At 66.7% G+C, this 19,574-nt stretch carries 20 protein-coding genes and 1 tRNA gene; 13 read left to right on the top strand and 8 right to left on the bottom strand.

What is annotated here, in order from left to right:
* Positions 1–42 precede the first annotated feature (42 nt).
* Both DVW87_RS15510 and DVW87_RS15505 read right to left on the bottom strand, forming a co-directional pair.
* A complete protein-coding gene (locus DVW87_RS15510; protein WP_114688704.1) occupies positions 43–1,068 on the bottom strand; it encodes an amidohydrolase family protein in 1,026 nt (341 codons plus the stop codon).
* A 158-nt stretch (positions 1,069–1,226) separates the two neighbouring features.
* Positions 1,227–2,429, bottom strand: a complete 1,203-nt coding sequence (locus tag DVW87_RS15505; RefSeq protein WP_239017943.1) for a LysR family transcriptional regulator — start codon at positions 2,427–2,429, stop codon at positions 1,227–1,229.
* A 146-nt stretch (positions 2,430–2,575) separates the two neighbouring features.
* Between DVW87_RS15505 and DVW87_RS15500 the strand changes: the two genes are divergently transcribed.
* The 4 genes from DVW87_RS15500 to DVW87_RS15485 all read left to right on the top strand — a co-directional run bounded on the left by DVW87_RS15500 (position 2,576) and on the right by DVW87_RS15485 (position 8,183).
* Positions 2,576–5,068, top strand: a complete 2,493-nt coding sequence (locus tag DVW87_RS15500) for a TonB-dependent receptor (protein ID WP_114688703.1) — start codon at positions 2,576–2,578, stop codon at positions 5,066–5,068.
* A gap of 86 nt (positions 5,069–5,154) precedes the next feature.
* The gene (locus DVW87_RS15495) at positions 5,155–6,456 is read left to right on the top strand and encodes a sulfatase family protein (protein WP_239017942.1); all 1,302 of its coding nucleotides are present in this window, start codon (positions 5,155–5,157) and stop codon (positions 6,454–6,456) included.
* A 4-nt stretch (positions 6,457–6,460) separates the two neighbouring features.
* Positions 6,461–7,135, top strand: coding sequence for a 4-carboxy-4-hydroxy-2-oxoadipate aldolase/oxaloacetate decarboxylase (locus tag DVW87_RS15490; protein ID WP_114688701.1), 675 nt, complete (start codon positions 6,461–6,463; stop codon positions 7,133–7,135).
* Positions 7,128–8,183: a 4-oxalomesaconate tautomerase gene (locus tag DVW87_RS15485; RefSeq protein WP_114688700.1), complete on the top strand. Its 1,056-nt coding sequence runs from the start codon at positions 7,128–7,130 to the stop codon at positions 8,181–8,183. The genes DVW87_RS15490 and DVW87_RS15485 overlap by 8 nt, the downstream gene beginning before the upstream one ends.
* A 7-nt stretch (positions 8,184–8,190) precedes the next feature.
* Here DVW87_RS15485 and DVW87_RS15480 read toward each other — a convergent pair whose 3' ends face one another.
* Entirely contained in the window at positions 8,191–8,718 is a 528-nt protein-coding gene (locus tag DVW87_RS15480) for an MFS transporter (protein WP_114688699.1), read from the bottom strand.
* A 61-nt stretch (positions 8,719–8,779) separates the two neighbouring features.
* On the opposite strand from DVW87_RS15480, the gene DVW87_RS15475 reads away from it, so the two are divergent.
* From DVW87_RS15475 to DVW87_RS15465, 3 genes are all read left to right on the top strand, one after another.
* Positions 8,780–9,376 carry a hypothetical protein gene (locus tag DVW87_RS15475; RefSeq protein ID WP_147276282.1) on the top strand — a complete coding sequence of 199 codons (597 nt, stop codon included), beginning with the start codon at positions 8,780–8,782 and terminating at the stop codon, positions 9,374–9,376.
* Between the two features lie 196 nt (positions 9,377–9,572).
* A complete protein-coding gene (locus tag DVW87_RS15470) occupies positions 9,573–10,091 on the top strand; it encodes a hypothetical protein (RefSeq protein ID WP_114688697.1) in 519 nt (172 codons plus the stop codon).
* The gene (locus tag DVW87_RS15465) at positions 10,091–10,930 is read left to right on the top strand and encodes a hypothetical protein (protein ID WP_114688696.1); all 840 of its coding nucleotides are present in this window, start codon (positions 10,091–10,093) and stop codon (positions 10,928–10,930) included. The genes DVW87_RS15470 and DVW87_RS15465 overlap by 1 nt, the downstream gene beginning before the upstream one ends.
* Here the strand turns inward: DVW87_RS15465 and DVW87_RS15460 are convergent.
* Positions 10,890–11,315, bottom strand: a complete 426-nt coding sequence (locus DVW87_RS15460; RefSeq protein WP_114688695.1) for a ferredoxin reductase domain-containing protein — start codon at positions 11,313–11,315, stop codon at positions 10,890–10,892. The genes DVW87_RS15465 and DVW87_RS15460 overlap by 41 nt on opposite strands.
* Complete coding sequence (locus DVW87_RS15455; protein WP_181814856.1) at positions 11,312–12,064, bottom strand: RHO alpha subunit C-terminal catalytic domain-containing protein; 753 nt, start codon at positions 12,062–12,064, stop codon at positions 11,312–11,314. The genes DVW87_RS15460 and DVW87_RS15455 overlap by 4 nt, the downstream gene beginning before the upstream one ends.
* A gap of 65 nt (positions 12,065–12,129) precedes the next feature.
* Between DVW87_RS15455 and DVW87_RS15450 the strand changes: the two genes are divergently transcribed.
* A complete protein-coding gene (locus DVW87_RS15450) occupies positions 12,130–12,732 on the top strand; it encodes a hypothetical protein (RefSeq protein ID WP_114688694.1) in 603 nt (200 codons plus the stop codon).
* Positions 12,733–12,804: 72 nt separating this feature from the next.
* Complete coding sequence (locus DVW87_RS15445) at positions 12,805–13,662, top strand: hypothetical protein (RefSeq protein ID WP_114688693.1); 858 nt, start codon at positions 12,805–12,807, stop codon at positions 13,660–13,662.
* A 105-nt stretch (positions 13,663–13,767) separates the two neighbouring features.
* Here DVW87_RS15445 and DVW87_RS15440 read toward each other — a convergent pair whose 3' ends face one another.
* Entirely contained in the window at positions 13,768–14,481 is a 714-nt protein-coding gene (locus DVW87_RS15440; RefSeq protein WP_114688692.1) for a tyrosine-type recombinase/integrase, read from the bottom strand.
* Positions 14,482–14,823: 342 nt separating this feature from the next.
* Positions 14,824–14,914 (bottom strand) — tRNA-Ser (locus DVW87_RS15435).
* A 77-nt stretch (positions 14,915–14,991) separates the two neighbouring features.
* Between DVW87_RS15435 and DVW87_RS15430 the strand changes: the two genes are divergently transcribed.
* The 4 genes from DVW87_RS15430 to DVW87_RS15415 are packed head-to-tail and all read left to right on the top strand — an operon-like array spanning position 14,992 to position 18,955.
* On the top strand, positions 14,992–15,855 hold the full coding sequence (locus tag DVW87_RS15430; protein ID WP_114688691.1) for a peptidylprolyl isomerase: 864 nt from the start codon (positions 14,992–14,994) through the stop codon (positions 15,853–15,855).
* A gap of 52 nt (positions 15,856–15,907) precedes the next feature.
* Entirely contained in the window at positions 15,908–16,996 is a 1,089-nt protein-coding gene (locus DVW87_RS15425; protein WP_181814855.1) for a sensor histidine kinase, read from the top strand.
* Positions 16,993–17,376 (top strand): response regulator, encoded by a 384-nt coding sequence (locus tag DVW87_RS15420; protein WP_114688689.1) that lies wholly within the window; start codon positions 16,993–16,995, stop codon positions 17,374–17,376. The genes DVW87_RS15425 and DVW87_RS15420 overlap by 4 nt, the downstream gene beginning before the upstream one ends.
* 52 nt (positions 17,377–17,428) lie before the next feature.
* Positions 17,429–18,955, top strand: a complete 1,527-nt coding sequence (locus tag DVW87_RS15415; protein WP_147276281.1) for a hypothetical protein — start codon at positions 17,429–17,431, stop codon at positions 18,953–18,955.
* A 7-nt stretch (positions 18,956–18,962) separates the two neighbouring features.
* Here the strand turns inward: DVW87_RS15415 and DVW87_RS15410 are convergent, their stop codons facing one another.
* Entirely contained in the window at positions 18,963–19,574 is a 612-nt protein-coding gene (locus DVW87_RS15410; protein WP_114688687.1) for an ABC-type transport auxiliary lipoprotein family protein, read from the bottom strand.

Raw genomic sequence — 19,574 nt, 5'->3', positions numbered from 1 at the left:
TTCTGTCCTCCGTGCCGGCACCTCGCCGTTCCACCGGGCGTGTCACCGCCCGCAAGCCTTCAGGCTGGCGTCGAGCCGCGGAAAGACGCGGCGTGCGTTCGCCTCAAAGATCGCGTGTCGCTGCGCATCGTCGATCGGCAGCGCATCCACATAGCGTTTGGTATCGTCGAAATACTGGCCGGTCTGCGGATCGATGCCGCGGACGGCGCCCACCATCTCGCTTCCGAACAGGATGTTGCGCGTGTCGATCACGTCGGCGAGCAGGTCGATGCCCGGTTGGTGGTACACGCAGGTGTCGAAGAAGATGTTGTTCATCAGGTGCGTGTCCAGCTGCGGCTTGCCTAGCATGTCCGCGAGGCCCCTGTACCGCCCCCAATGGTACGGAACCGCGCCACCACCATGCGGAATGATGAACCGCAGATCGGGAAAGTCGGCAAACAGGTCGCCCTCCAGCAACTGCATGAAGGCGATCGTGTCCGCGGCGATGTAGTACCCGCCGGTCGCATGCATTCCTGGATTGCAGCTGCCCGACACGTGGATCATCGCGGGCACGTCCAGCGCGACCATGGTCTCGTACAACGGATACCAGAACCGGTCGGTCAATGGCGGTGCGGTGAAGTGACCGCCGCCGGGATCCGGATTCAGGTTGCAGCCGACAAAGCCGTGCTCGTTCACGCAACGCGTCAGCTCGGCGATCGAGCCGGAAAGATCCGCCTCCGGGCTTTGCGGCAGCATGCAGACCCCGGCAAAGCGATCGGGATACAGCGCGACACACCGGGCGATCAGGTCATTGTTCGCGCGTGCCCACGCCTTTGCGACGCCTTCATCCCCGACATGCGGCGCCATGGCGGACGCCCGCGGTGAAAAGATCGTCATGTCCGCGCCGCGTTCGCGCAGCAGCCTCAGCTGGTTGGCTTCAAGCGTTTCACGGATATCGGCGTCACTGATTTCGGGATAGGGCGGCGGCGCCACGCCCTGCTTCCACGATCGAACCTGGGCTTCGCGCCACGCGCTGTGAGCGGCCGGCGCGGTCGTGTAGTGGCCATGACAATCGATAACGAGCGTCATCGGGTCGGCCCTTTGCACAGGGACGGATCACCCGTTCGATCGCCTGCAGCGGTCCGATCCGCTTGCTCCGGACCGTGCCGCCCCATCTGTTTTCTCTCCATTTCCCACGCGTAGAACGGCAGCAAGCGCCGCGCCCAATCAGAACTGCGGAACAGCTATCAGATTTGCTGAAGTTTATGGTCGCCCGCGGCCTGCAGCAGCCTGACAAATGCGGCCTGGCCCGCCGTGGGGCGCCAACCGCTGCGCGTGGTCAGCCCGACGGTGCGAACGGTGTGCCCCACGGGATCGCCGATGCTGGTCAGGATCCCTGCGCCCATCTCCACCGCAACCTGATCCGGCGACAGCAGGGTGAGCAGATCGCTGTCGGCAAGCACCGCCCGGATCACCAGCGTTGATCCGCATTCGATCGGCGCAATCGGCAGCGGACGGCCGTTGAACATCGCCTCCCACTGAATCCGCAACGGGGTTCCCACCTGTCCGACCACCCATTCGTATCGCGCCAGTTCCTCAAGCGTGGGCCGGGTGCCCAGCAGCGGATGCCCGGCACGCGCCACGACGACCAGCACGTCCTGGAACAGCGGGCGCTGCTCCAGGCCTTGCGGCACCTCGTCGCGCAAGGCGCCGACCACCATGTCCAGGATGCCGTCGATCAGCGGGTCGATCAGATCGCGCCACGCACCCTCGACAACGGTAAGGGTCGCCCGTGTCGGTTCGCGCTGAAAGGCGGCGATCGCTCCGGGCAGCACCCGGGCGCGGGCAAGGGGCATCGATCCCACGACGATCCGTGATAGCCCCGTGCCTGCGCCCTCGCCAAGATCGGCAATGCCCGCTGCGATCTCCGCGGCCGCCAGGCGCACGCCGCGCGCCATATGCCGGCCGGCGGACGTGAGCTGCACGGTCCGTCCCCGCCGCTTGGCAAGCGTCACGCCGCCGACCTGCTCGAAGTCCCTGACCGCCCGATGCACGGTGGGCTGCGACAGCCCGGTCGCACCGGCCGCCTGCGCAAAGCTGCCGTGATCCGCCAGGGCCAGAAAGGCGCGCAGCTGCGCCGAAGTCATCAGATTCTCCGGCCGGGCGAACAGGCGCGATCGGCCCTTGAACGCGTCGCGCGCGCCTCGGCCCAGCTGGTCGAATGCGGCCGCAGCACGCGAGGCCATGATCAGGCCCTTGGGCGTGGCGACGACCCCGTCGGGACGCCGATCGAACAGACGGCACCCCAGTTGCCGTTCCAATTTCGCGAGACCCAGCGTCAGCGCCGGCTGGGTGAGGCTGACCGCTTCCGCAGCGGCCTTCACGCTGCCCAATTGCGCCATCAGGGCAAGCGCCCGCAGGTGACGCAAGTTGAAATCGAACGGCTCCACCAGCCAGACTTAGCATGAACTTATCGCACGCAACCAGTTCTGATTGGCATTGCCGCAACGCCCGGAGCAAGGGCGAACAATGGCACTGCCGCATCGGTTCGTTTGCACGGACCTGCAAGACGGCAAGGTCGATCAGGGGAGGATTCATGGTACGTATCGCATCGCTGCTGGCCGGAACGACGCTGTTGGTGGTGGCAAACCCCGCCTTTGCGCAGGCTTCGCCCGGACAGGCCGGCTCGCAAACCGGCACCCGCGCCGAGGCGGAAGCCGAACCCGCGGCCCCCGGCCCCGGCGACGCCGGCATCACGCAGGCGCAGGCCGATTCCGCACCGGGCGACGGTGACATCGTCGTAACCGCGCAGAAGCGTTCAGAGCGGCTGACGTCGATCCCCCTGGCGGTGACGGCGATCGGCGGTGATGCGCTGGCAAGCCGGCAGATCAACGATTCCGCAACGCTTACCCAGGCGGTTCCGTCGCTGACCTTCCAACAGGGTTCGAATCCAACGAACACCAGCTTCCGCATCCGCGGGGTCGGCACCTCCCTGTTCGGCCAGGGCATCGAATCCTCCGCTTCGGTGGTGGTGGACGGCGTCGTGGCGGCGCGCCAGGCGCAGGGCTTCACCGATCTGGCAGACGTGGAGCGGATCGAAGTGCTGCGCGGGCCGCAGGGAACCCTGTTCGGTCGCAATGCGAGCGCCGGCGTCATCAACGTCGTGACGGCACGGCCGTCGAGCACCTTTGGCGGCCGCGCCGACTTCACGATCGCCGAACACGGGGAATACCGGGCAAAGGGCACCGTCACCGGTCCGATCACGGATACGCTGAAGGCGCGCCTGACCGGCTATTACAACAATGTGGACGGTTTCGTCCGCAATCTCACCACCGGTCGCGACGTGCAGGGATCGGAGGGCTATGGCGTGCGCGGCAAGCTCGACTGGGATCCGACCGGCAACCTCAACATCCTGGTGACCGGCGAATATCGCAAGCAGGATTCGCTGTGCTGCGCGTCCGTTCCGGTCAGCCTGGTCACGCCTGGGGTGGTCCAGCTCACCCGGCCCGTGGTGGCCTCTCCCCGCAATCGGCAGATCGTCGAGAATGAAGAGACCTACGCCAACACATGGCAGTGGACGGGATCGATCCAGGCGGATCTCGACCTCGACTTTGCCACGCTTACCTCGATCACCGCATACCAGAAATATCACCTCGACGTGAACCAGCCGATCGATCGGACCAATTCCAGTCCGATCCTGTTCGTTGGCACGGGTGCGGCCTATTCAGCGACCGATCTGAACGCCGGCATTCTCAACCTCCGTCAGTTTTCCCAGGAACTGCGCCTGGGGTCGAACGGTGGCGGCGATCTCACCTATGTGATCGGCGCCTATTACAACCATACGGATGTGGAACGCCCCTTCCAGCGCCGGCGCGCACGGTGCCTGGCCGGCACCTTGTACCAGCCCTGCGCGGCAACGAACCTCGTTTATCAGTCCAGCCGCAGCTTCGCGGAACTGGTAACCGAGAGCTACGCGCTGTTCGGGCAGGCCGAATATCGGCTGGTGGGCGGTCTGAAGGCGATCGGCGGCGTCCGGGTGCAGCATGAGAGCGGGCGCAACACGGGAACCCAGTTCGGTGCCCTGGTGGCGGGGGATCAGCTGTTCCCCGGCAGCCCCGGCCTGGTCAACGCGGCAACCACCGGCTCGGCCCAGGCGGAGGATACGGCCGTGACCGGGAAAGCCGGCCTGCAATATGAATTCAGCCGGGACGCGCAAGTATATGCCACCTATACGCGGGGCTATAAGGGCCAGGGCTATAACACGGAAGCGGCCACCGATTTCCGCAACCAGACGGTTCTGGAGCCCGAGCATGTGAATGCCTATGAGGCCGGCTTCAAGTTCGTGACCGCGGATCGCAAGTTCAGCCTGAACGCAGCGGCGTTCCTCAGCGATTACTCGAACCTGCAGGTTCAGGCGAACCGTTCCGATCCGGTAACCGGCACCGTTGTCTTCACCCCGGTGAATGCGGGATCCTCGCGGACAAAGGGCATCGAGATTGAGTCGGTTCTGCGACCGTCGCGCAGCTTCTCCATCGCCGCGTCCTTCACGCTGTCGGATTCGCGCATCACCATTGCCGGCCTGAACTGCCCGTTGCAGCAGCAGGCCGCTGCTCCTGTCCTCACCGGCGCCTTTCCGGTCAACAGCTGCTACCGTCCGCGGATATCCGTGAACGGCGTGCTCACGACCCTGGGCCCGATCCAGGACCTGCGAAACGCACCCTTGCCGGCATCGCCCAAGTACCGGGTCAACATATCGCCCCGCTATGAGCATGCCATTCCCGGGACCGGCCTCGAAGGCTTCGCGCAGGTCTCCGTCAACTTCCAGAGCGACCAGAACTTCACGCTGGAACAGGATCCGCTCACGCGGCAGGATGCCTACACGCTTGTTGATGCCAGCATCGGCATCCGCGATGCCGAGGACCGTTATACGTTGACGCTGTTCGTCAAGAACATGTTCAACACCAACTATTTCACCAGCCTTGGGCATAACAGCCTGCTCGCCACGGCGGCGAACCCGTTCGATATCGTGGGCACGTTCAACAAGGATGCAGATCGCTACTTCGGTGCGACACTCGGCTTCCGGTTCTGAAGGTGCACAGAAGCGCTGCTGGAGAGTGACACATGGATAGGCGCTCCTTTGTACTGGGATCCTGCGGGCTGCTTGCCACGTCCGCGTTGGCGTCCGCCCGCCAGCCGGCGGGCGGGCGGCGCCCCAACTTCATCGTGATCCTGTGCGACGATCTGGGCTACGGCGATATCGGGCCGATGGGCGGACGCACCATTCGCACGCCCAATCTCGACCGCATGGCCGCGCAGGGGATGACGCTTACCGACTATTACGCGCCGGCCAATGTGTGCACGCCGTCCCGGGCAGGCCTGCTGACCGGACGGTATCCGGTGCGGACGGGGCTGGGATACCAGGTCATCCTGCAGAACGACGCGCGCGGGCTCCCCTTGTCCGAAACGACGATGTTCGAGGCGCTGAAGCCGGATTATGCGACGGCGCTGATCGGCAAGTGGCACCTGGGGCATGTGCCCCCGGCGTGGCCGCCGACCCAGCACGGCATCGATCTGTTCTACGGCATTCCGTACAGCCATGACATGACCCCGTTGTCGCTGTTCGAAAGCCAGGGGCCAGGCCGCGCGCTGACCCAGTCACCGGTCGATCTCCCGATGCTCCAGCAGCAGTTCTACGCGCGCGCCGAACGCTTCATCGAAGACAATCAGAAGCGCCCCTTCCTGCTCGAACTGGCGCTAAGCGCACCGCACCTGCCCGAACACCCGAACCCCGCCTTTCGGGACCGCTCCGATGCCGCAGCCTATGGCGACGTGGTCGAAGAGATCGATGCGCTGGTGGGCCGGCTGACGGCCAAGCTGAACCGGCTTGGCCTTGCCAGAGATACCCTTGTTCTCTTCACCTCGGACAACGGGCCATGGTTCGAAGGGTCGGCGGGCCCATTGCGGCAGCGCAAGGGCGGCGGCGGGTATGATGGCGGGTATCGCGTGCCGTGCCTGGCCTGGCAGCCCGGTGTCGTTCCCGCGGGCCGCCGGTCGGACGCGATCGCGATGGGGATCGATTTCCTGCCGACATTCTGCGCCATGGCCGGCAAGCCGCTTTCCTCCGCGCCGATCGACGGACGGGACCTGACCGGGGTTCTCACGCGAAACGAGGCGTCGCCGCATGATCAACTCGTGCTGTTCGACAACGAAGACCCCGTCGCGATCCGCACCCAGCGATGGAAGTTCGTCAGCAACGATTACTACCGGGGCCGCCTTTTCCCGACGGACGAGAAATACCCGCAATTGTACGACGTTCAGCACGATGCGTCGGAAAGCTACAGCGTGGCGAACAGGCACGCGGAAGTGCTGGCCGACATGCGTGCTCGCCTGAAGCGGGCGCGGGCCGATTTCGCGCCGTTCAAGTCCTCGCAGATACCGGCAGCCTTCCAGAGGTCGGCCAGCACCCATCAGGATTGATCGCATGACCGCAAGAGTCGTTTGCACCATCGAGCGCGCGGACAGCGCGGTGATAGAGGGCCTGGGTTCTGCGGGCGTTTCAACCGTGCACGAGGCGCAGGCCCGCACGGGACTGCTCGCCAGCCGCGTGCGCCCGATCTATCCGGGCGCCCGCATCGCCGGCTCCGCCGTGACGATCTCCTCGCCCCCGGGCGACAATTGGATGCTGCATGTCGCGATCGAGCAAGTGCAGCCCGGCGACATTCTCGTGCTGGCGCCGACATCGCCGTGCGAGGACGGGTATTTCGGCGATCTGCTCGCCACGTCGGCCATGGCACGCGGCTGCCGCGGCCTGGTGATCGATGCCGGCGTGCGCGATGTACGGGACCTGGCGCAGATGGGCTTCCCCGTCTGGTCGCGCGCCGTTCATGCGCAAGGGACGGTGAAAGCGACGCCGGGATCGGTCAACGTCCCCATCGTCTGTGCGGGCGCCGCGATCGAACCGGGCGATGTGATCGTCGCCGACGACGATGGCGTGTGCGTCGTCCCCCGGGCAACAGCGCCGGAGGTGCTGGCCAAGGCGGTCGCACGCGAGGCGGCCGAGGAAGCAAAGCGCCGCCGGCTTGCGACGGGCGAACTCGGCCTCGACATATACGACATGCGTGGCCGGCTGGCCGAAGCCGGGTTGCGCTATGAATGATGCCGTGTCGTGCATGTGGATGCGCGCCGGAACCTCGAAGGGCGGTTTCTTCCTGGCGGATGACCTGCCGCCCGACCCTGCACAGCGCGATGCCTTTCTGCTGCGCGCATTTGGCTCCCCCGACCCCCGGCAGATCGACGGCATGGGTGGCGGCGATCCATTGACGTCCAAGGTCGCCATCGTGCGCCGCTCGTCTCGGCCGGGGATCGATGTCGAGTACCTGTTTCTTCAGGTTTTCGTCGATCAGGCTCTGGTGTCGGCCAGCCAGAATTGCGGCAACATGCTCGCCGGGGTCGCCCCGTTCGCCATCGAGCGCGGGCTGGTTGCGCCCTCCGCCGGCACCACCCGCGTCGTCATCTGGATGGACAACACCGCACAGGTCGCCACGGCCACCATCGCCACGCCGGCAGGGCGCATGGACTATGCCGGTGATACGGCCATTGATGGCGTTCCCGGCACGGCGGCGTCGATCGCCTTGTCGTTCGGCGATATCGCCGGATCGAAAACAGGTGCGCTGCTTCCCACCGGCCGAACCGTCGATCGCATCGAGGGCGTGGATGTCATGCTGATCGACAACGGCATGCCGTGCGTGGTGATGCGCGCCGATGCCCTGGGGCGCAGCGGATATGAAGACCGGGCGAGCCTGGACGCGGATGTCGAGCTGAAGCAGCGATTGGAGGCGATCCGGCTGGCTGCCGGGCCGCTGATGAACCTGGGCGATGTTGCTCAGCAGTCTGTCCCGAAGATGATCCTGCTGGCGCCTCCCCTTCATGGGGGCACGGTCTCGACCCGATCGTTCATTCCGCATCGCTGCCATGCCACCATCGGCGTGTTCGCCGCGGTAACGGTGGCGACCGCCTGCCTCCTCGACGGGTCGCCGGCGGCACAGGTGGCCGCTGCGCCGCGGGCAGGAACGGACAGCCTGCTGATCGAACATCCAACGGGCCGCACCGCCTGCACCATCGAACGGGACGCAAATGGTGCCGTGGTCGCCGGCGGCTTCATTCTGACGGCACGCAAGCTCTTCGATGGAATGCTGTTCGGCTGATCCGTCGTCACCCCGCCGCCGCCGCGCCCGTCCCGTCGCGCGGCATTGCCCATAACAGCACCGCCGCCCCAAGCATCGGCAGCGCGAGCACGGTGCAGGTCGCCGCGCGGTCGAAGCCATGCTCGAACAGCATGCCCGCGACATACGGGCCGACAACGGCGCCGATGCGCCCGGCCCCCAGCCCTATGCCCGTTCCGGTCGCCCGCAGGCTCGCGGGAAAGGATTGCGCCAGAACGATGTACAGGCACGAGATCGACGCATTCAGGAAGAGGCCGGCGAGGCAGGCGGCCGCGACCAGCATGCCCGCACGCGCCGGAACGACACCCAACAGGAGGACCAGCAATCCCATCCCCAGAAAGGCGATGGTGCTCAACGGACGAAAGGCGAAACGGGTGGTCAGCAACCCGAAGGTGGCGCAGCCGATCGCTCCCGCGACGTTCATCGCCAACGACGCATAGATGCCGATCGAGTCCGCAAAGCCCATCTGCGACAGCAGTTTCGGCGTCCAGCTGACGACGAAATAGATCGTCGCCATCGCCTTCGCTGTAATCGTCGGCGCGCGTGCAGAAGGAACGGATCAACAGGTTGCTGCAACGATGCGGCCGCGCTCCGCTCCATGGCCTGCCCGCCCAACCCGCCGATGCGCGCCGCACGGGCGGTGCGCGGGCGCTGATGTCCGGGCCGACGCGTCGGATAACGGCGCAAGTCGCGCTGCTCAACGTGGCGGTGATCCGCGCGCCGCGCTGCCGCTCGACTGCTATGTCGCGCGCTACGGCACCGGCCTGCACTTGTGGTGGCGCGAGGGCGACCTTGACTATCACGAGCGCACCGAAGGGGCGACGCTGACGCTGCCGACGGCGTTGCTCGCCACCGGCGACGCTGCGGCCCTGGTCGGCAAGCGCATGGGCGAGGTCTGCGCTATCGACACGCGGCTCGGTCGGGCGCTCGCCGGCTACGAGATCGTGGCGGCGACCGCGATCGAACCACATCCCCACGCCATCACGCCCGAACAGCACTGCACCGAGCTGCGGCTATCCGTGCCGATGCGGACCCTCCAGCCCATCCCGGAGACTGTGCTCGCGCGCGCTGGCGTCGACGTGCCTGCGAACGTCGAGCGCGATCGGCCGCTGTGGATGCTGACCGCCCCGGCGCTGCTGCTGCGTTATCGGCCGCGCCTGCCGAAGGCGGCGTGACCTCGATCACCGGGTGCCGGCGGGATCCAGCGCCCGGTGCCCGGTCGATAGCAGGGGGTGAGCGCTGGCGCGAGCGGACCGGCACCCACCCTGAAGGCTGGTCGGAGAGCGGGCGAGCCCTGGAAGCAGGATGAAAGCGGACAGGGCTTGTCCGGGCCAACCGGTCCGCGACGACACGAACAAGGCTCTTCTTTACATGACCAATCTGGTTCTGGCCGGCTGCACCGCCGGCTCGGTCGCGTGCGGCCTCGTGCTCGAGGCGCTCGGCGCGAACGACTGCTACGATCACCTCACGCTGCCCGGCCTGCCGAGCGCGAGCATCCACATCGCCGAGCGCGGCGCGGTGCTTTGCGTGACGCAGGCGCGTGAGCCCGCGTTCCGCGATGGGCTTGCGGCGCTCGCGGCCGAGGCGCACCTCGACGTCGTGCTGCTGCGCGTTGCTCTCGATCACGATCGTCTGATCGTCACCGCAGACGTCGCGCTCGAACTGCTACCGGGAACGCCATGGTCGATGGACGACCTCGCGCTGTGGCGCGGCGCGGACGGGGCGCTGTGGCTGGTCCCGCCGCTGGTCGGTCCTGCCGTCTCGATCACCCCCGACGGCTTCTGGCTCGAGCTGCTGCCGCCCTATGATACGTTCGGCCAGCGCGCCTCCGGGATCGACCGCGCCGAGCGCGAAGGCGCTTGCCTCCTCTCGCCGCTGGAGGCGTGGTGATGGCGGGCAAGAAGACCATCACACCGGTCATCATCAACGCCGATCGCGATCCGACGCCGGGCAACCCGCATAGCTGGCTGCCCCTCATCGGTGACCCACCCGGCAGCGAGGGCACACGCATCCTCTACGGCGTCCTCAGGCCAAGCTATCGCGGCTGGACCAACACCGCCGTGCAATTCGCACAAGTGAAGCTCGCCCCGGTGCCGACGCCCGATGGCGAGCCGTGGGCGGTCACCGCCATGCGCGACACGCTGCGTGCAGGCGCCACCACGTTCGTCCATCTCGATGCGGCGCAACTCGTGAAGCACGCGTTCGGACTGGTGACCGAGGGGCGCCGGCTCGGGAAGGTGCCGGTGCTTTTCTACCTCTACGCCGAGCCGGAGCGACGTGGATCCGTCGTTGTCTCGCCTGAGGCGCTCCAACGTCATCGCGCCGAGATCGCCGACTTCGCCATCGCGGTCGCTGGCGCGGAGGTCCGCTTCGCCGCGTGCTCCTGGCGCGAATGGCTGGTCGGCTGGCGGCACATGGGCGCAATCCTCTACGGCGAGTTCACCCGCTTGCGGTGGCGGCGCATTGATCCGCCGGCGCTGGCGCGGCTCGAAAACCCAGCGGCAACCGCGCTCGACGCTGACGCGCTGCTCAGCGGTGAGGACATAGATGAGGTCTGGGGCTTGAGCCCGGACCAATGCGTCCTCCTCGCCGGTCACGACGTCGTCGACGCGCCCGAGAACAACATACTGACGCTTCCCACCGCGCTCCTCGGGCAGCAGTTGTCCCTTCCGAGTGACGGCATCTGGTTTATCGGCGTGCAGCACTCGGCGCATTGTTGGGCGGCGTGATGCCGACGCCTCCGGCGAGAAGCAGGTAATGCGGTGCTCCCAAGGTCAGCGGAAAGTCGCAGCGCGGCGGGGTCATCCGAACCGTGTCGCCCGGTTGCAGCCGCCACATGAAGGCCGAACCGCCGCGGCTGAGGGGCTGCCGCTTGACCGCTATGCGCAGGAGATCGCCCGCCTGCTCCACAACGGAATAGGACCGATAGTCCTCGCGCCCCGCGCCGTTGACCGCAACGCGGATGTGCGAGCCCGGCGGGCAGGCGAACGCGCGATCGGCACGCAGCGTGATCTCCCGGATCGTCGGGCTGAGATCGCGCAGCGCCGTAACGCCGGCCGATCCCCGGGGCTGGTCCGAAGCCGGCGCCGCGGCGGTCAGCGAAGCGCCGCTCATTCGGCCGCCATCGCCGGCGTGAGGGCAGGCATCGTCTCGGCCGCGATCATGCGGTCGATGGCGCGCCGGGCCCACATCGAGCCGGCATCAATGTTCAGGTTGTAGAAAACGTGATCAGGATGTTCGTCGATTGCCCGCTGCTGCGCCTCGATCACCCGTTCGTCCTCAACCATGATGCCGCTGCCCGCGTTGAGCACGCGGCGCGTCTGTCCCTGATCGTGCAGTCGATAATTGCGCAGGTGCGCCCAGAAATAATAGCAGGTCTTGCCGGTCGACGGCGTCGGCAGGTGGACGACGCGCATGTCCACGCCCTTGCTGCGATCCCCGTCCGCCGCGCCGGTCCCGGCGGGGGCGACGCCGACCTCCAGATAAATGGTGGCAGGGGCCAGGAAGTTGATGATCTGCCAGCGGTCCGCCGGTCCGTCATGGCCCAGCTGCCCGGCCCAGAAAGGGGGCGCCGGCTGGTCGAGCACCCAGCGTTCGACCCTTGCCGTGCGGTCGCCGTGATAGGCCTCGAAGGGAGCCTCGGCGAGCGCGGCATTGCCGATGGACGAGCTGTGAACAAAGGTCTCGTGGGTCAAATCCATCAGATTGTCGATCACGAGGCGGTAATCGGCCTTGACCTCGGTCATCGATCCATCTCCGGCCCAGGCGCGATCGTCCAGCCACGGCAAGGTCGGGATCAGCGCAGGGTCGGCCAGCGCGGGATCGCCCGGCCACACCCAGACGAAGCGATGCCGCTCGACCACGGGAAAGCCCGGATCACCTGCTATTCGATCTCGGCGCCGGCATCAGCAGCTCGGACACGCCAGTCATGGCCTTCCTGCAAACCGTGTGGCGTATGCTGAATGACGACGGCGCGAGGATCATCTTCTATTGCATCGTCTCGACAAACGCGCCGATCTCCCGGTTCATCGAACGGATGGTGTCCACCTACAGCAGGATCGGAACGGTCGTCATCGTCCGCAACGACCAGGACGGGTCGCGGGCTTTCGCCGCGGACATCGATGGCCGACCCGAACCGCAAATCGATCTGCGCCACCAGGCTTCTGGTATCCAGGAAGTGCGCCTCATGCGTCGCGCTCGCCTTAGCGCCCTCATCGCAGATCCTCTGCCAGGCTATCGGCTGGCGACGGCCCTGATCGCAACACGGGTCCATGCGTTCGCAAGGCAACTCGCCGCCGTGTCCATCATCGACCCGGCCAGCCTGGCCAGAATCAATCGTTGGTCGCTCTCCGTGCCGAAATTGATGTATTTTATCCGGCAGTCGAACAATGCGACCGACGAGCGTATCCGCTGCAATGGTAGATTGCACGATGCACACCAGGCAATCCTGGCCGAGGACCTTACCGACCTGCAGTTGCTGACTGCCGCCAAGAGCTACCGAGAAGCCTACGCAACCTGGCTTTCGCGTTAAACATCATTCCGTTATTTACCAGCCGAGCTTACAATAACTGCGTGACGGGACGATGAGCCGGGAGGTCATCGAATGACGATTAAAATCGCTACCGCTTACGATCAGCGTAAAACCACGGTCGATGGTGACGCCGCCGAGATCGTGTTTGATCGGCACTTCGCGCTTTCGTCGTTCAAGCAGGCTATGCCCTCAAGCTCGCCATTGCCCCCCGAAACGATCGAGCGCATTCGCCGCGGCGGCCATCACGATCTCGCACGCTGCTGTATGGCCTATGTGCTCGCCGTCGAGAACGCTCCCGATAAACCCGAGCACGCAGCCTTCCTGGCGTGTATACGCCGCATCCGCGACGCCGCTCGTGAGATGGCGAGCGCGGCCGACACCCTCGCCAATCAACTCGTCAGGCACAAAAGCGAGACGGGAATGCCCGAGCTTGTCCGCGAAGACGCGCTGCGCCGTCTGGCATTCGCGCTGCATGGGCGCTGTTGCATCCCCAGGCAAGAAAGCGAATATCTCTCCGCGCTTCTGCCAATGCCTATCGGTAATCCGCTCGCCGGAAACCGCGCGACGCACGGGCTGACCGACTGTGTCGCCGTCTATGATGAAGCAACGGACATCATTACCGAGTACCGCAAAGGCGTTGCCGGCGACATGCCGGGCGACACTCGCAATCGCGGGATGCCCTCGGGCAACCGATCGGGCCGCGAACGTCAGGCTTTCATCCGCGATCTCGGTGACGTTTATCGGCAGGTGACGGGCAAGGCACCAAAAGCGCCGAACGACGAAGAAAAACGTGGGCCGTTCGTGCGGTTCGTGACCCATGTCTTCGCGGCTTTGGCCAAGCAGGATCTCGTGCTGCTCGATTTACATGCTATCCAGCCTCCATCGGCTCACGTGATCCGGACGGCATTGGGCGGAGGCTCAGCCGCATGACCGCGCGCTGGAATCATTTCTGCCGGTCCCCAAGCCTGTTGTAATGAAACATGTCGACGTCCTCGACCTTAGGAGGACCTACATGACCGAGAGCCGACAGCCCGTTTACGTCAGCATCAAGCAGATCGCCGGAATGACCGGTAGCAGCGACTCCAGCGCCAAGCGCGATGCCGAGCGCCGCGGGTTGCCGATCTTCGTTACCGCCGGCCAGCGCCGTGACGGCGGCTTGGCCTTCAGCACTTTGACCAGCGATGCGGCTGGGTTGGTGACGGCTCGTCCTATGGCGATGCCATAGTCGTAAATCGACGAGATGCGCTGTCGTAGGCGATGCGCGGTCTCAATGGCGCCACGCGCTTCAACCTTCTGCAACGTGGCGAGTACGAGAGCCGAATCGATGCTCCTAACCGGCAGAGAGCCGAGGTCGGCGAAAATGTCCCGTTCGAGGCTTTTGATGACGTCCGCGGCGTGGACGGGCTTCCAGCGCGGCTGCTGCTTGGCATACCATTCGCGCGCCAGATCCTCGAAGGTGTCCTTAGCCGCGACTTGCTGGGCAAGCACTGCGCGCTTTGCCTCCGTGATGGGGTCCTTGCCCTCCTTGAGCAGCTGCTTGTCGGCCTTGCAGATGTCGCGTGCCTGCTTCAGCGTGACCTCGGGGAAGGTGCCTAGGGTGCGGAGCTTCTCTTTGCCGCCGTACCGGTATTTGTGGCGCCATGAGCGATGGCCGGTCTTCGACACGTCGAGGCGAAGCCCGTGAGCATCGCTCAATTTGTATGCCTTGTCCCTTGCTTTGGCCGCTTTGCACTGCGCGTCAGTCAACATTCTGCAGGTCTTTCCTTCAAGCCCTTATTCTGCGGGCTTCAGACCAGCTGACTCTCCGATGCGCCGAGTTCAATCGGCCGCTATCTTGCTGACATCGCATGACTATCTATGACGAAAATACAGGCGCCGTGGGCGCCGCTTCCGAGGGGTCGAGTGCCTCGAACACCTTCGGGCGCGGTAGCTCGATGTTACCCCCAATCGCCTAAGTAATACCCCCAGGCATACCCCACGCGCGCTGGCATAATACGACCTCGGGTGCCTATTGGTGACCTCGATCGTTCCGGGGGTACCGCGAAGATCCAAGGGTTTTCGACCCAATTGGCTTCATCTGAACTTGAGGGTTGGCGGAGCGGGAGGGATTCGAACCCTCGATACGGTTTTGCCGTATACTCACTTTCCAGGCGAGCGCCTTCGACCACTCGGCCACCGCTCCGCATGCACTGGAAGGCGGCTTCCCTAGTGGCTCGCGCACGCTTGCGCAATACGGCTGTGCGGGGCAGTCTGCCGTTCATGTCGATCTTCCTTGCCCTTCTTGCCGCCGTGCAGGCGGTTGCGCCCGCCGCCGTGCCGCTGCCCAGCGATCCGCTGCCTGCCGACTGGCGCCCGATCCCGGACGACGAGGTGCTGGTGATGACGCTGGCCGGCGACCGGCAGGTCGTGATCCGCCTCGCGGCGCGCCACGCGCCCGAGCATGTCGCCAATATCCGCCGGCTGGCGCTCGCGCACTGGTGGGATGCGACCTCGGTGTACCGGGTGCAGGAGAATTGGGTGGCGCAATGGGGCGGCAATCCGTCGGACGCGGAAACGAAGCCCTTGCCGGCCGGGGTGCTGGCGGCCGTCACGCCCGAGTTCGACATCGCCGCCTTTGCGCCGGCGCAGCGCATGACGCGGCCCGATCCCTATTCCACCGCGTCCGGCATCACCGCGGATGGCTGGCCCGTCGCTACCGATGGCAAGGCGGCCTGGCTGCCCCATTGCTACGGCGCGGTAGGCGTGGCGCGTGACGCCGATCCCACCTCCGGCTCGGGCGCCGAGCTGTTCACGCCCATCGGCCAGTCCGCGCGGCGGCTGGACCGCAACTACACGGTGGTCGGCCGGGTGATCGAGGGCATGCGTTTCCTGTCGGGCCTGCCACGCAGCGATGCGCCGATGGGCGTCTATGCAACGCCGGGCGAGCGGCTGCCCATCGTCAGCGTTCGCCTGGCAAGCGAGCTGCCCGCGAACCAGCGGCCGCATTTCGACTATCGCGCGGCCGACAATCCCCGCTTCGCCGCCGCGATCGCCGCGCGCGAAACGCCGAAGCCGCCGATGGTCGGCCTGGGCGGCGCGAGCGTTTGCGATGTGGGGCTCGCCACCCGCCGTCGGCCAGGGTGAGGAACCGGCGCGCACGTCGCGCTTTTGCTTCCTCGTGCATCAACGAACGCCCGTGACCGATACCCTTGCCTTTCTGAGCGGAGACGGGGCCATGGCGCGCGCCATCCGCGATCATGACTGGCAGCGCACGTCACTGGGCCGCATCGAGAACTGGTCCGCCTCGCTGAGAACGAGCGTCAGCCTGATCCTCAACTCGCATTTCCCCCAATGCATCGTCTGGGGGCCCGATCTGGTGAGCATCCCCAACGATGCCTTTCTGCCGATCCTGGGCTCCAAGCCGCCGGCGCTCGGCCGCTCGTTCGCGGATGTGTGGGCCGAGGCGTGGGACGATCTTGCCCCGATCGCCGAGCTGGCCTTTGCCGGGGAGGCCACCTTTATCGAGAACTATCCGGTCCGCACCACCCGGTTCGGCGAGGAGGAGGAGGCCTTTTTCACCTTCTGCTACAGCCCGATCCGCGACGAGGCAGGCACCGTGGTCGGCATGCTCGACACGGTGGTGGAGACCACCGCCACCATTCGTGCCGATCGGGAGTTGCAGGTGGCCAACCGGGAACTCGGCCACCGGCTCAAGAACACGCTGGCCGTCACCCAGGCGGTGACGCTGCAAAGCATCCGGCGCGCCGCCAATCTGACGGAGGCGCGCGAAGCGGTCAGCGAGCGGCTTGCCGCCCTCGGCCGGGCCACAGACGTGCTGACCGGCACGTCCTGGGATGCCGCCGACCTTTCGATGCTGGCCGGGGCCGCGCTCGCGGCGCAGGGCGACGATCGCTATTCGCTGGACGGCCCGCTGGTGCAGCTCGCCTCCGCCCAGGCCATCAGCCTCTCGCTGGCGCTGCATGAACTGGCGACCAACGCGACCAAATATGGCGCGCTGTCCAACGATACCGGAAAGGTGTCGCTGCAATGGAGGCTCGAGGTGGATCCGAACCGACCGGGCACGCGTTTGTTGATCCAGTGGACGGAAACGGGCGGCCCGCGGGTAAGCCAGCCGCAGCGGCAGGGTTTCGGTTCCGTGCTGATCGAACGCACGCTTCGCTCGTCGTTCAAGGGAATTACCGTGCTTGATTTTCGGCCGGAAGGCCTCGTTTTCACGTTGGATGCGCCCTGGAGCGGCACGCCGGGCGCAGGAACGGCGCAATGAGCGGCGAAGCGATCCTCACGCCGCAGCACACGGTACTTGTCGTCGATGACGAGGCGATCATCCGCTACGAACTGGTCGACCTGCTGGAGGAGAACGGCTTTGCCGTGCTCGACGCCAGCGACGCGGATGAAGCGATCGCGATCATGGAAAACCACCCGGGCATCGGCGCGGTGCTGACCGACGTGGAGATGCCGGGCTCCATGGACGGGATCAAGCTCGTCCAGTTCATCCGCAACCGCTGGCCGCCGACCGCACTGTTCGTCATTTCCGCCCGCGCGCTGGGGCAGGGAACGGTGCTGCCCGAGCATACCAGCTTCTATGGCAAGCCGCTGGACGGCCGGCGCCTGCTGCGAGACCTTTCCGCCGCGCTAGACGGCTGAACGCCGCCCGATCGGCTTTGACGGAGGCGCCGGCGCCCGGCAAGAACCGGGCATGGCTCCTTCTCCTCCCCCGGCCTGGTGGCAGACCCGCGGGTGGATCGCGGCGGCGGTGCTGGCCAGCATCGCCCCGCTCGCCTGGCCGGCCGTCCCGCCGCTCACCGACCTGCCCGGCCATCTCGGCCGCTATCGCATCCTCGCCGAAGCCGGCATGCCGCCGCTGTCCGTCCATTATGCGGTGCAACCCGTGCTACTCGGCAACATGGGCGTGGACCTGCTCGTGCTGGCGCTCGCCCCGCTTCTCGGGCTGGAGCCGGCGGCACATCTGGTTGTCGCCCTGATACCGGGCCTGTTCGCGGGCGGTGTGATCTGGTTGTCGCGCGAGGTGCATGGAAGGATCGCGCCGGCGACCGCCTTTGCGCTGCCGCTGGCCTATGCGCTGCCGTTCCAGCTCGGCTTCGTGAACTTCGCGCTGGCGGGCGCCCTGGCGATCCTTGGCCTGGCTCTCTGGCTGTGCCTCGCCCGGCGGGGCTGGCCGCTGCCGGCACGGGCGCCGCTGTGCGCTGCGCTGGCTGGTCCGGTATGGCTTGCCCACAGCTTCGGCTGGGCGTTGCTGGGGCTGTTCGTCTTCGGCGCAGAATGGGTGGTTCAGCGCGAGCGCCGTCGACCGGCGATGCGCGCGGCGCTGGTCGCGGCCCTCGCCGCGGCGCCGATGGTCTGGCCGCAGGCGCTGGCGATGTGGCAGGGCACGCCGCTGGCGGGCGACACCGGGGACTGGCTCAACCTGTCGGCCAAGGCACAATGGATCGCGTCGCTGCTGCGCGAGCGGTGGAAGCCCTATGACGTCGCCGCCGTGATCCTGCTCGCGCTGCTGCTCTGGACGGCGTTCCGCTCACGGCGGCTCGGATTTGCGCCCCGCGCCGGCGTGCCGGCCGCGCTCTGCGTGCTCGCCTTTCTGCTGCTCCCCAGGCTCTATGCGGGCGGCGCCTATGTGGATGCGCGGGCGCTGCCCTATGCGGTGGCGTTGGCGATCGTGGCGATCCGCGTGCGAGACGAAGACTCCGCCTTTTCCGCCCGTCTTGCGCTACTGGGCAACGCCTTCTTTGCGGTGCGCACCACTACCTCCATCGTCGCGCTCGCCCTGTTCGCGCGCGAACAGCAAGCGGAACTGGCCGCCCTGCCCTATCTGCCGCAGGGCACGGCGGTGCTGGCGCTGGTCCACGAGCCGATCTCGTCCGACTGGAACAACCCGCGTCTGGCCCATATCGCCGGGCTCGCCGTTGCCCGCCGCCGCGCCTTCACCAACGAACAATGGGCGATCGCCGGGCAGCAGCCGATCACCACGCGCCATCCTGCCGCGGCACCGCTCGACCGCGATCCCTCGCAACTGATCCGCAGCGACGGCTCGGGCGGCCGCCTGAGCTTCGACCAGGCCATCGCCCGCTTCGATCGCGCGACGTTCCGCTATGTCTGGACGATCGGCTTTCCGCCCGGCCGCGCCCATGCGCCGGACCTTGCCCCGGTCTGGTCGAACGGTCGCTCGGCGCTGTATCGGGTCACCGCGCCGGAGCGGCCGCGGTGAGGCGCGCCTAGCGCCCGACCCAGTCCGCCACTTCGGTGGCCACCTGATTGGCCGCCCGGTTCAGCGCGGTGCCCGCATTGGTCGCGTCGATGGCGGTGACCGGCACGCGCGCTTCGAAACGGCGCTTCTCCACCGCGCCGGCAGGGGCGCCCGGAGCGCCGCCGTCGCGCACCAGCGCGGCGTCGAACGTCACCACCGCCTCGCGGCTGTCGGCCAGCACGCCGAAGCGGCGCAGGTCGCCCGTCAGCCGCGCGCCGGGATCGCCGTAGCTCTGCGCCGCGCCCAGCACCACGCGGCCGGTGCGGGCAGAGACGGTGTCCGCCATCAGCCGCGCGAACAGGCGCGCCGGCTGCTCCACCCACAAAGCCTCGTCGATATAGGCGACCTGCGTTTCGCCGGTCTGCACCGGCACGCGCTGCGTCGCGAGCGCCTGCGGCACAGCCGGCACCGCGATGGTGATCGTCTTGGCGGTGGCCGAGCTCTGCACCTGCCCGGCCGGCACGGACGCGGCGGCATCCAGCGTCAGGAGCGAGGGCGGCGGCTTGGCGCCGAAGCTGATGCAGCCGGCCAGCGGCGCCGCGCCGATCAGCGCCGCGGCAAGGAGAAAGCGCTTGGTCAT

This window comes from Sphingomonas aracearum (assembly GCF_003345355.1).
GTDB lineage: Bacteria > Pseudomonadota > Alphaproteobacteria > Sphingomonadales > Sphingomonadaceae > Sphingomonas > Sphingomonas aracearum.
Note: the sequence above shows the minus strand (reverse complement) of the source record. Positions and strands in the feature narration are given on the sequence as shown.

Bases quoted from the DNA above. Each gene is read 5' to 3' on its own strand.
- DVW87_RS15510 (WP_114688704.1), bottom strand. From the start codon at position 1,068: ATGACGCTCGTTATCGATTGTCATGGCCACTACACGACCGCGCCGGCC.
- DVW87_RS15500 (WP_114688703.1), top strand. From the start codon at position 2,576: ATGGTACGTATCGCATCGCTGCTGGCCGGAACGACGCTGTTGGTGGTG.
- DVW87_RS15490 (WP_114688701.1), top strand. From the start codon at position 6,461: ATGACCGCAAGAGTCGTTTGCACCATCGAGCGCGCGGACAGCGCGGTG.
- DVW87_RS15485 (WP_114688700.1), top strand. From the start codon at position 7,128: ATGAATGATGCCGTGTCGTGCATGTGGATGCGCGCCGGAACCTCGAAG.
- DVW87_RS15480 (WP_114688699.1), bottom strand. From the start codon at position 8,718: ATGGCGACGATCTATTTCGTCGTCAGCTGGACGCCGAAACTGCTGTCG.
- DVW87_RS15475 (WP_147276282.1), top strand. From the start codon at position 8,780: ATGCGGCCGCGCTCCGCTCCATGGCCTGCCCGCCCAACCCGCCGATGC.
- DVW87_RS15470 (WP_114688697.1), top strand. From the start codon at position 9,573: ATGACCAATCTGGTTCTGGCCGGCTGCACCGCCGGCTCGGTCGCGTGC.
- DVW87_RS15465 (WP_114688696.1), top strand. From the start codon at position 10,091: ATGGCGGGCAAGAAGACCATCACACCGGTCATCATCAACGCCGATCGC.
- DVW87_RS15460 (WP_114688695.1), bottom strand. From the start codon at position 11,315: ATGAGCGGCGCTTCGCTGACCGCCGCGGCGCCGGCTTCGGACCAGCCC.
- DVW87_RS15450 (WP_114688694.1), top strand. From the start codon at position 12,130: ATGGCCTTCCTGCAAACCGTGTGGCGTATGCTGAATGACGACGGCGCG.
- DVW87_RS15445 (WP_114688693.1), top strand. From the start codon at position 12,805: ATGACGATTAAAATCGCTACCGCTTACGATCAGCGTAAAACCACGGTC.
- DVW87_RS15440 (WP_114688692.1), bottom strand. From the start codon at position 14,481: ATGTTGACTGACGCGCAGTGCAAAGCGGCCAAAGCAAGGGACAAGGCA.
- DVW87_RS15430 (WP_114688691.1), top strand. From the start codon at position 14,992: ATGTCGATCTTCCTTGCCCTTCTTGCCGCCGTGCAGGCGGTTGCGCCC.
- DVW87_RS15420 (WP_114688689.1), top strand. From the start codon at position 16,993: ATGAGCGGCGAAGCGATCCTCACGCCGCAGCACACGGTACTTGTCGTC.
- DVW87_RS15415 (WP_147276281.1), top strand. From the start codon at position 17,429: ATGGCTCCTTCTCCTCCCCCGGCCTGGTGGCAGACCCGCGGGTGGATC.
- DVW87_RS15410 (WP_114688687.1), bottom strand. From the start codon at position 19,574: ATGACCAAGCGCTTTCTCCTTGCCGCGGCGCTGATCGGCGCGGCGCCG.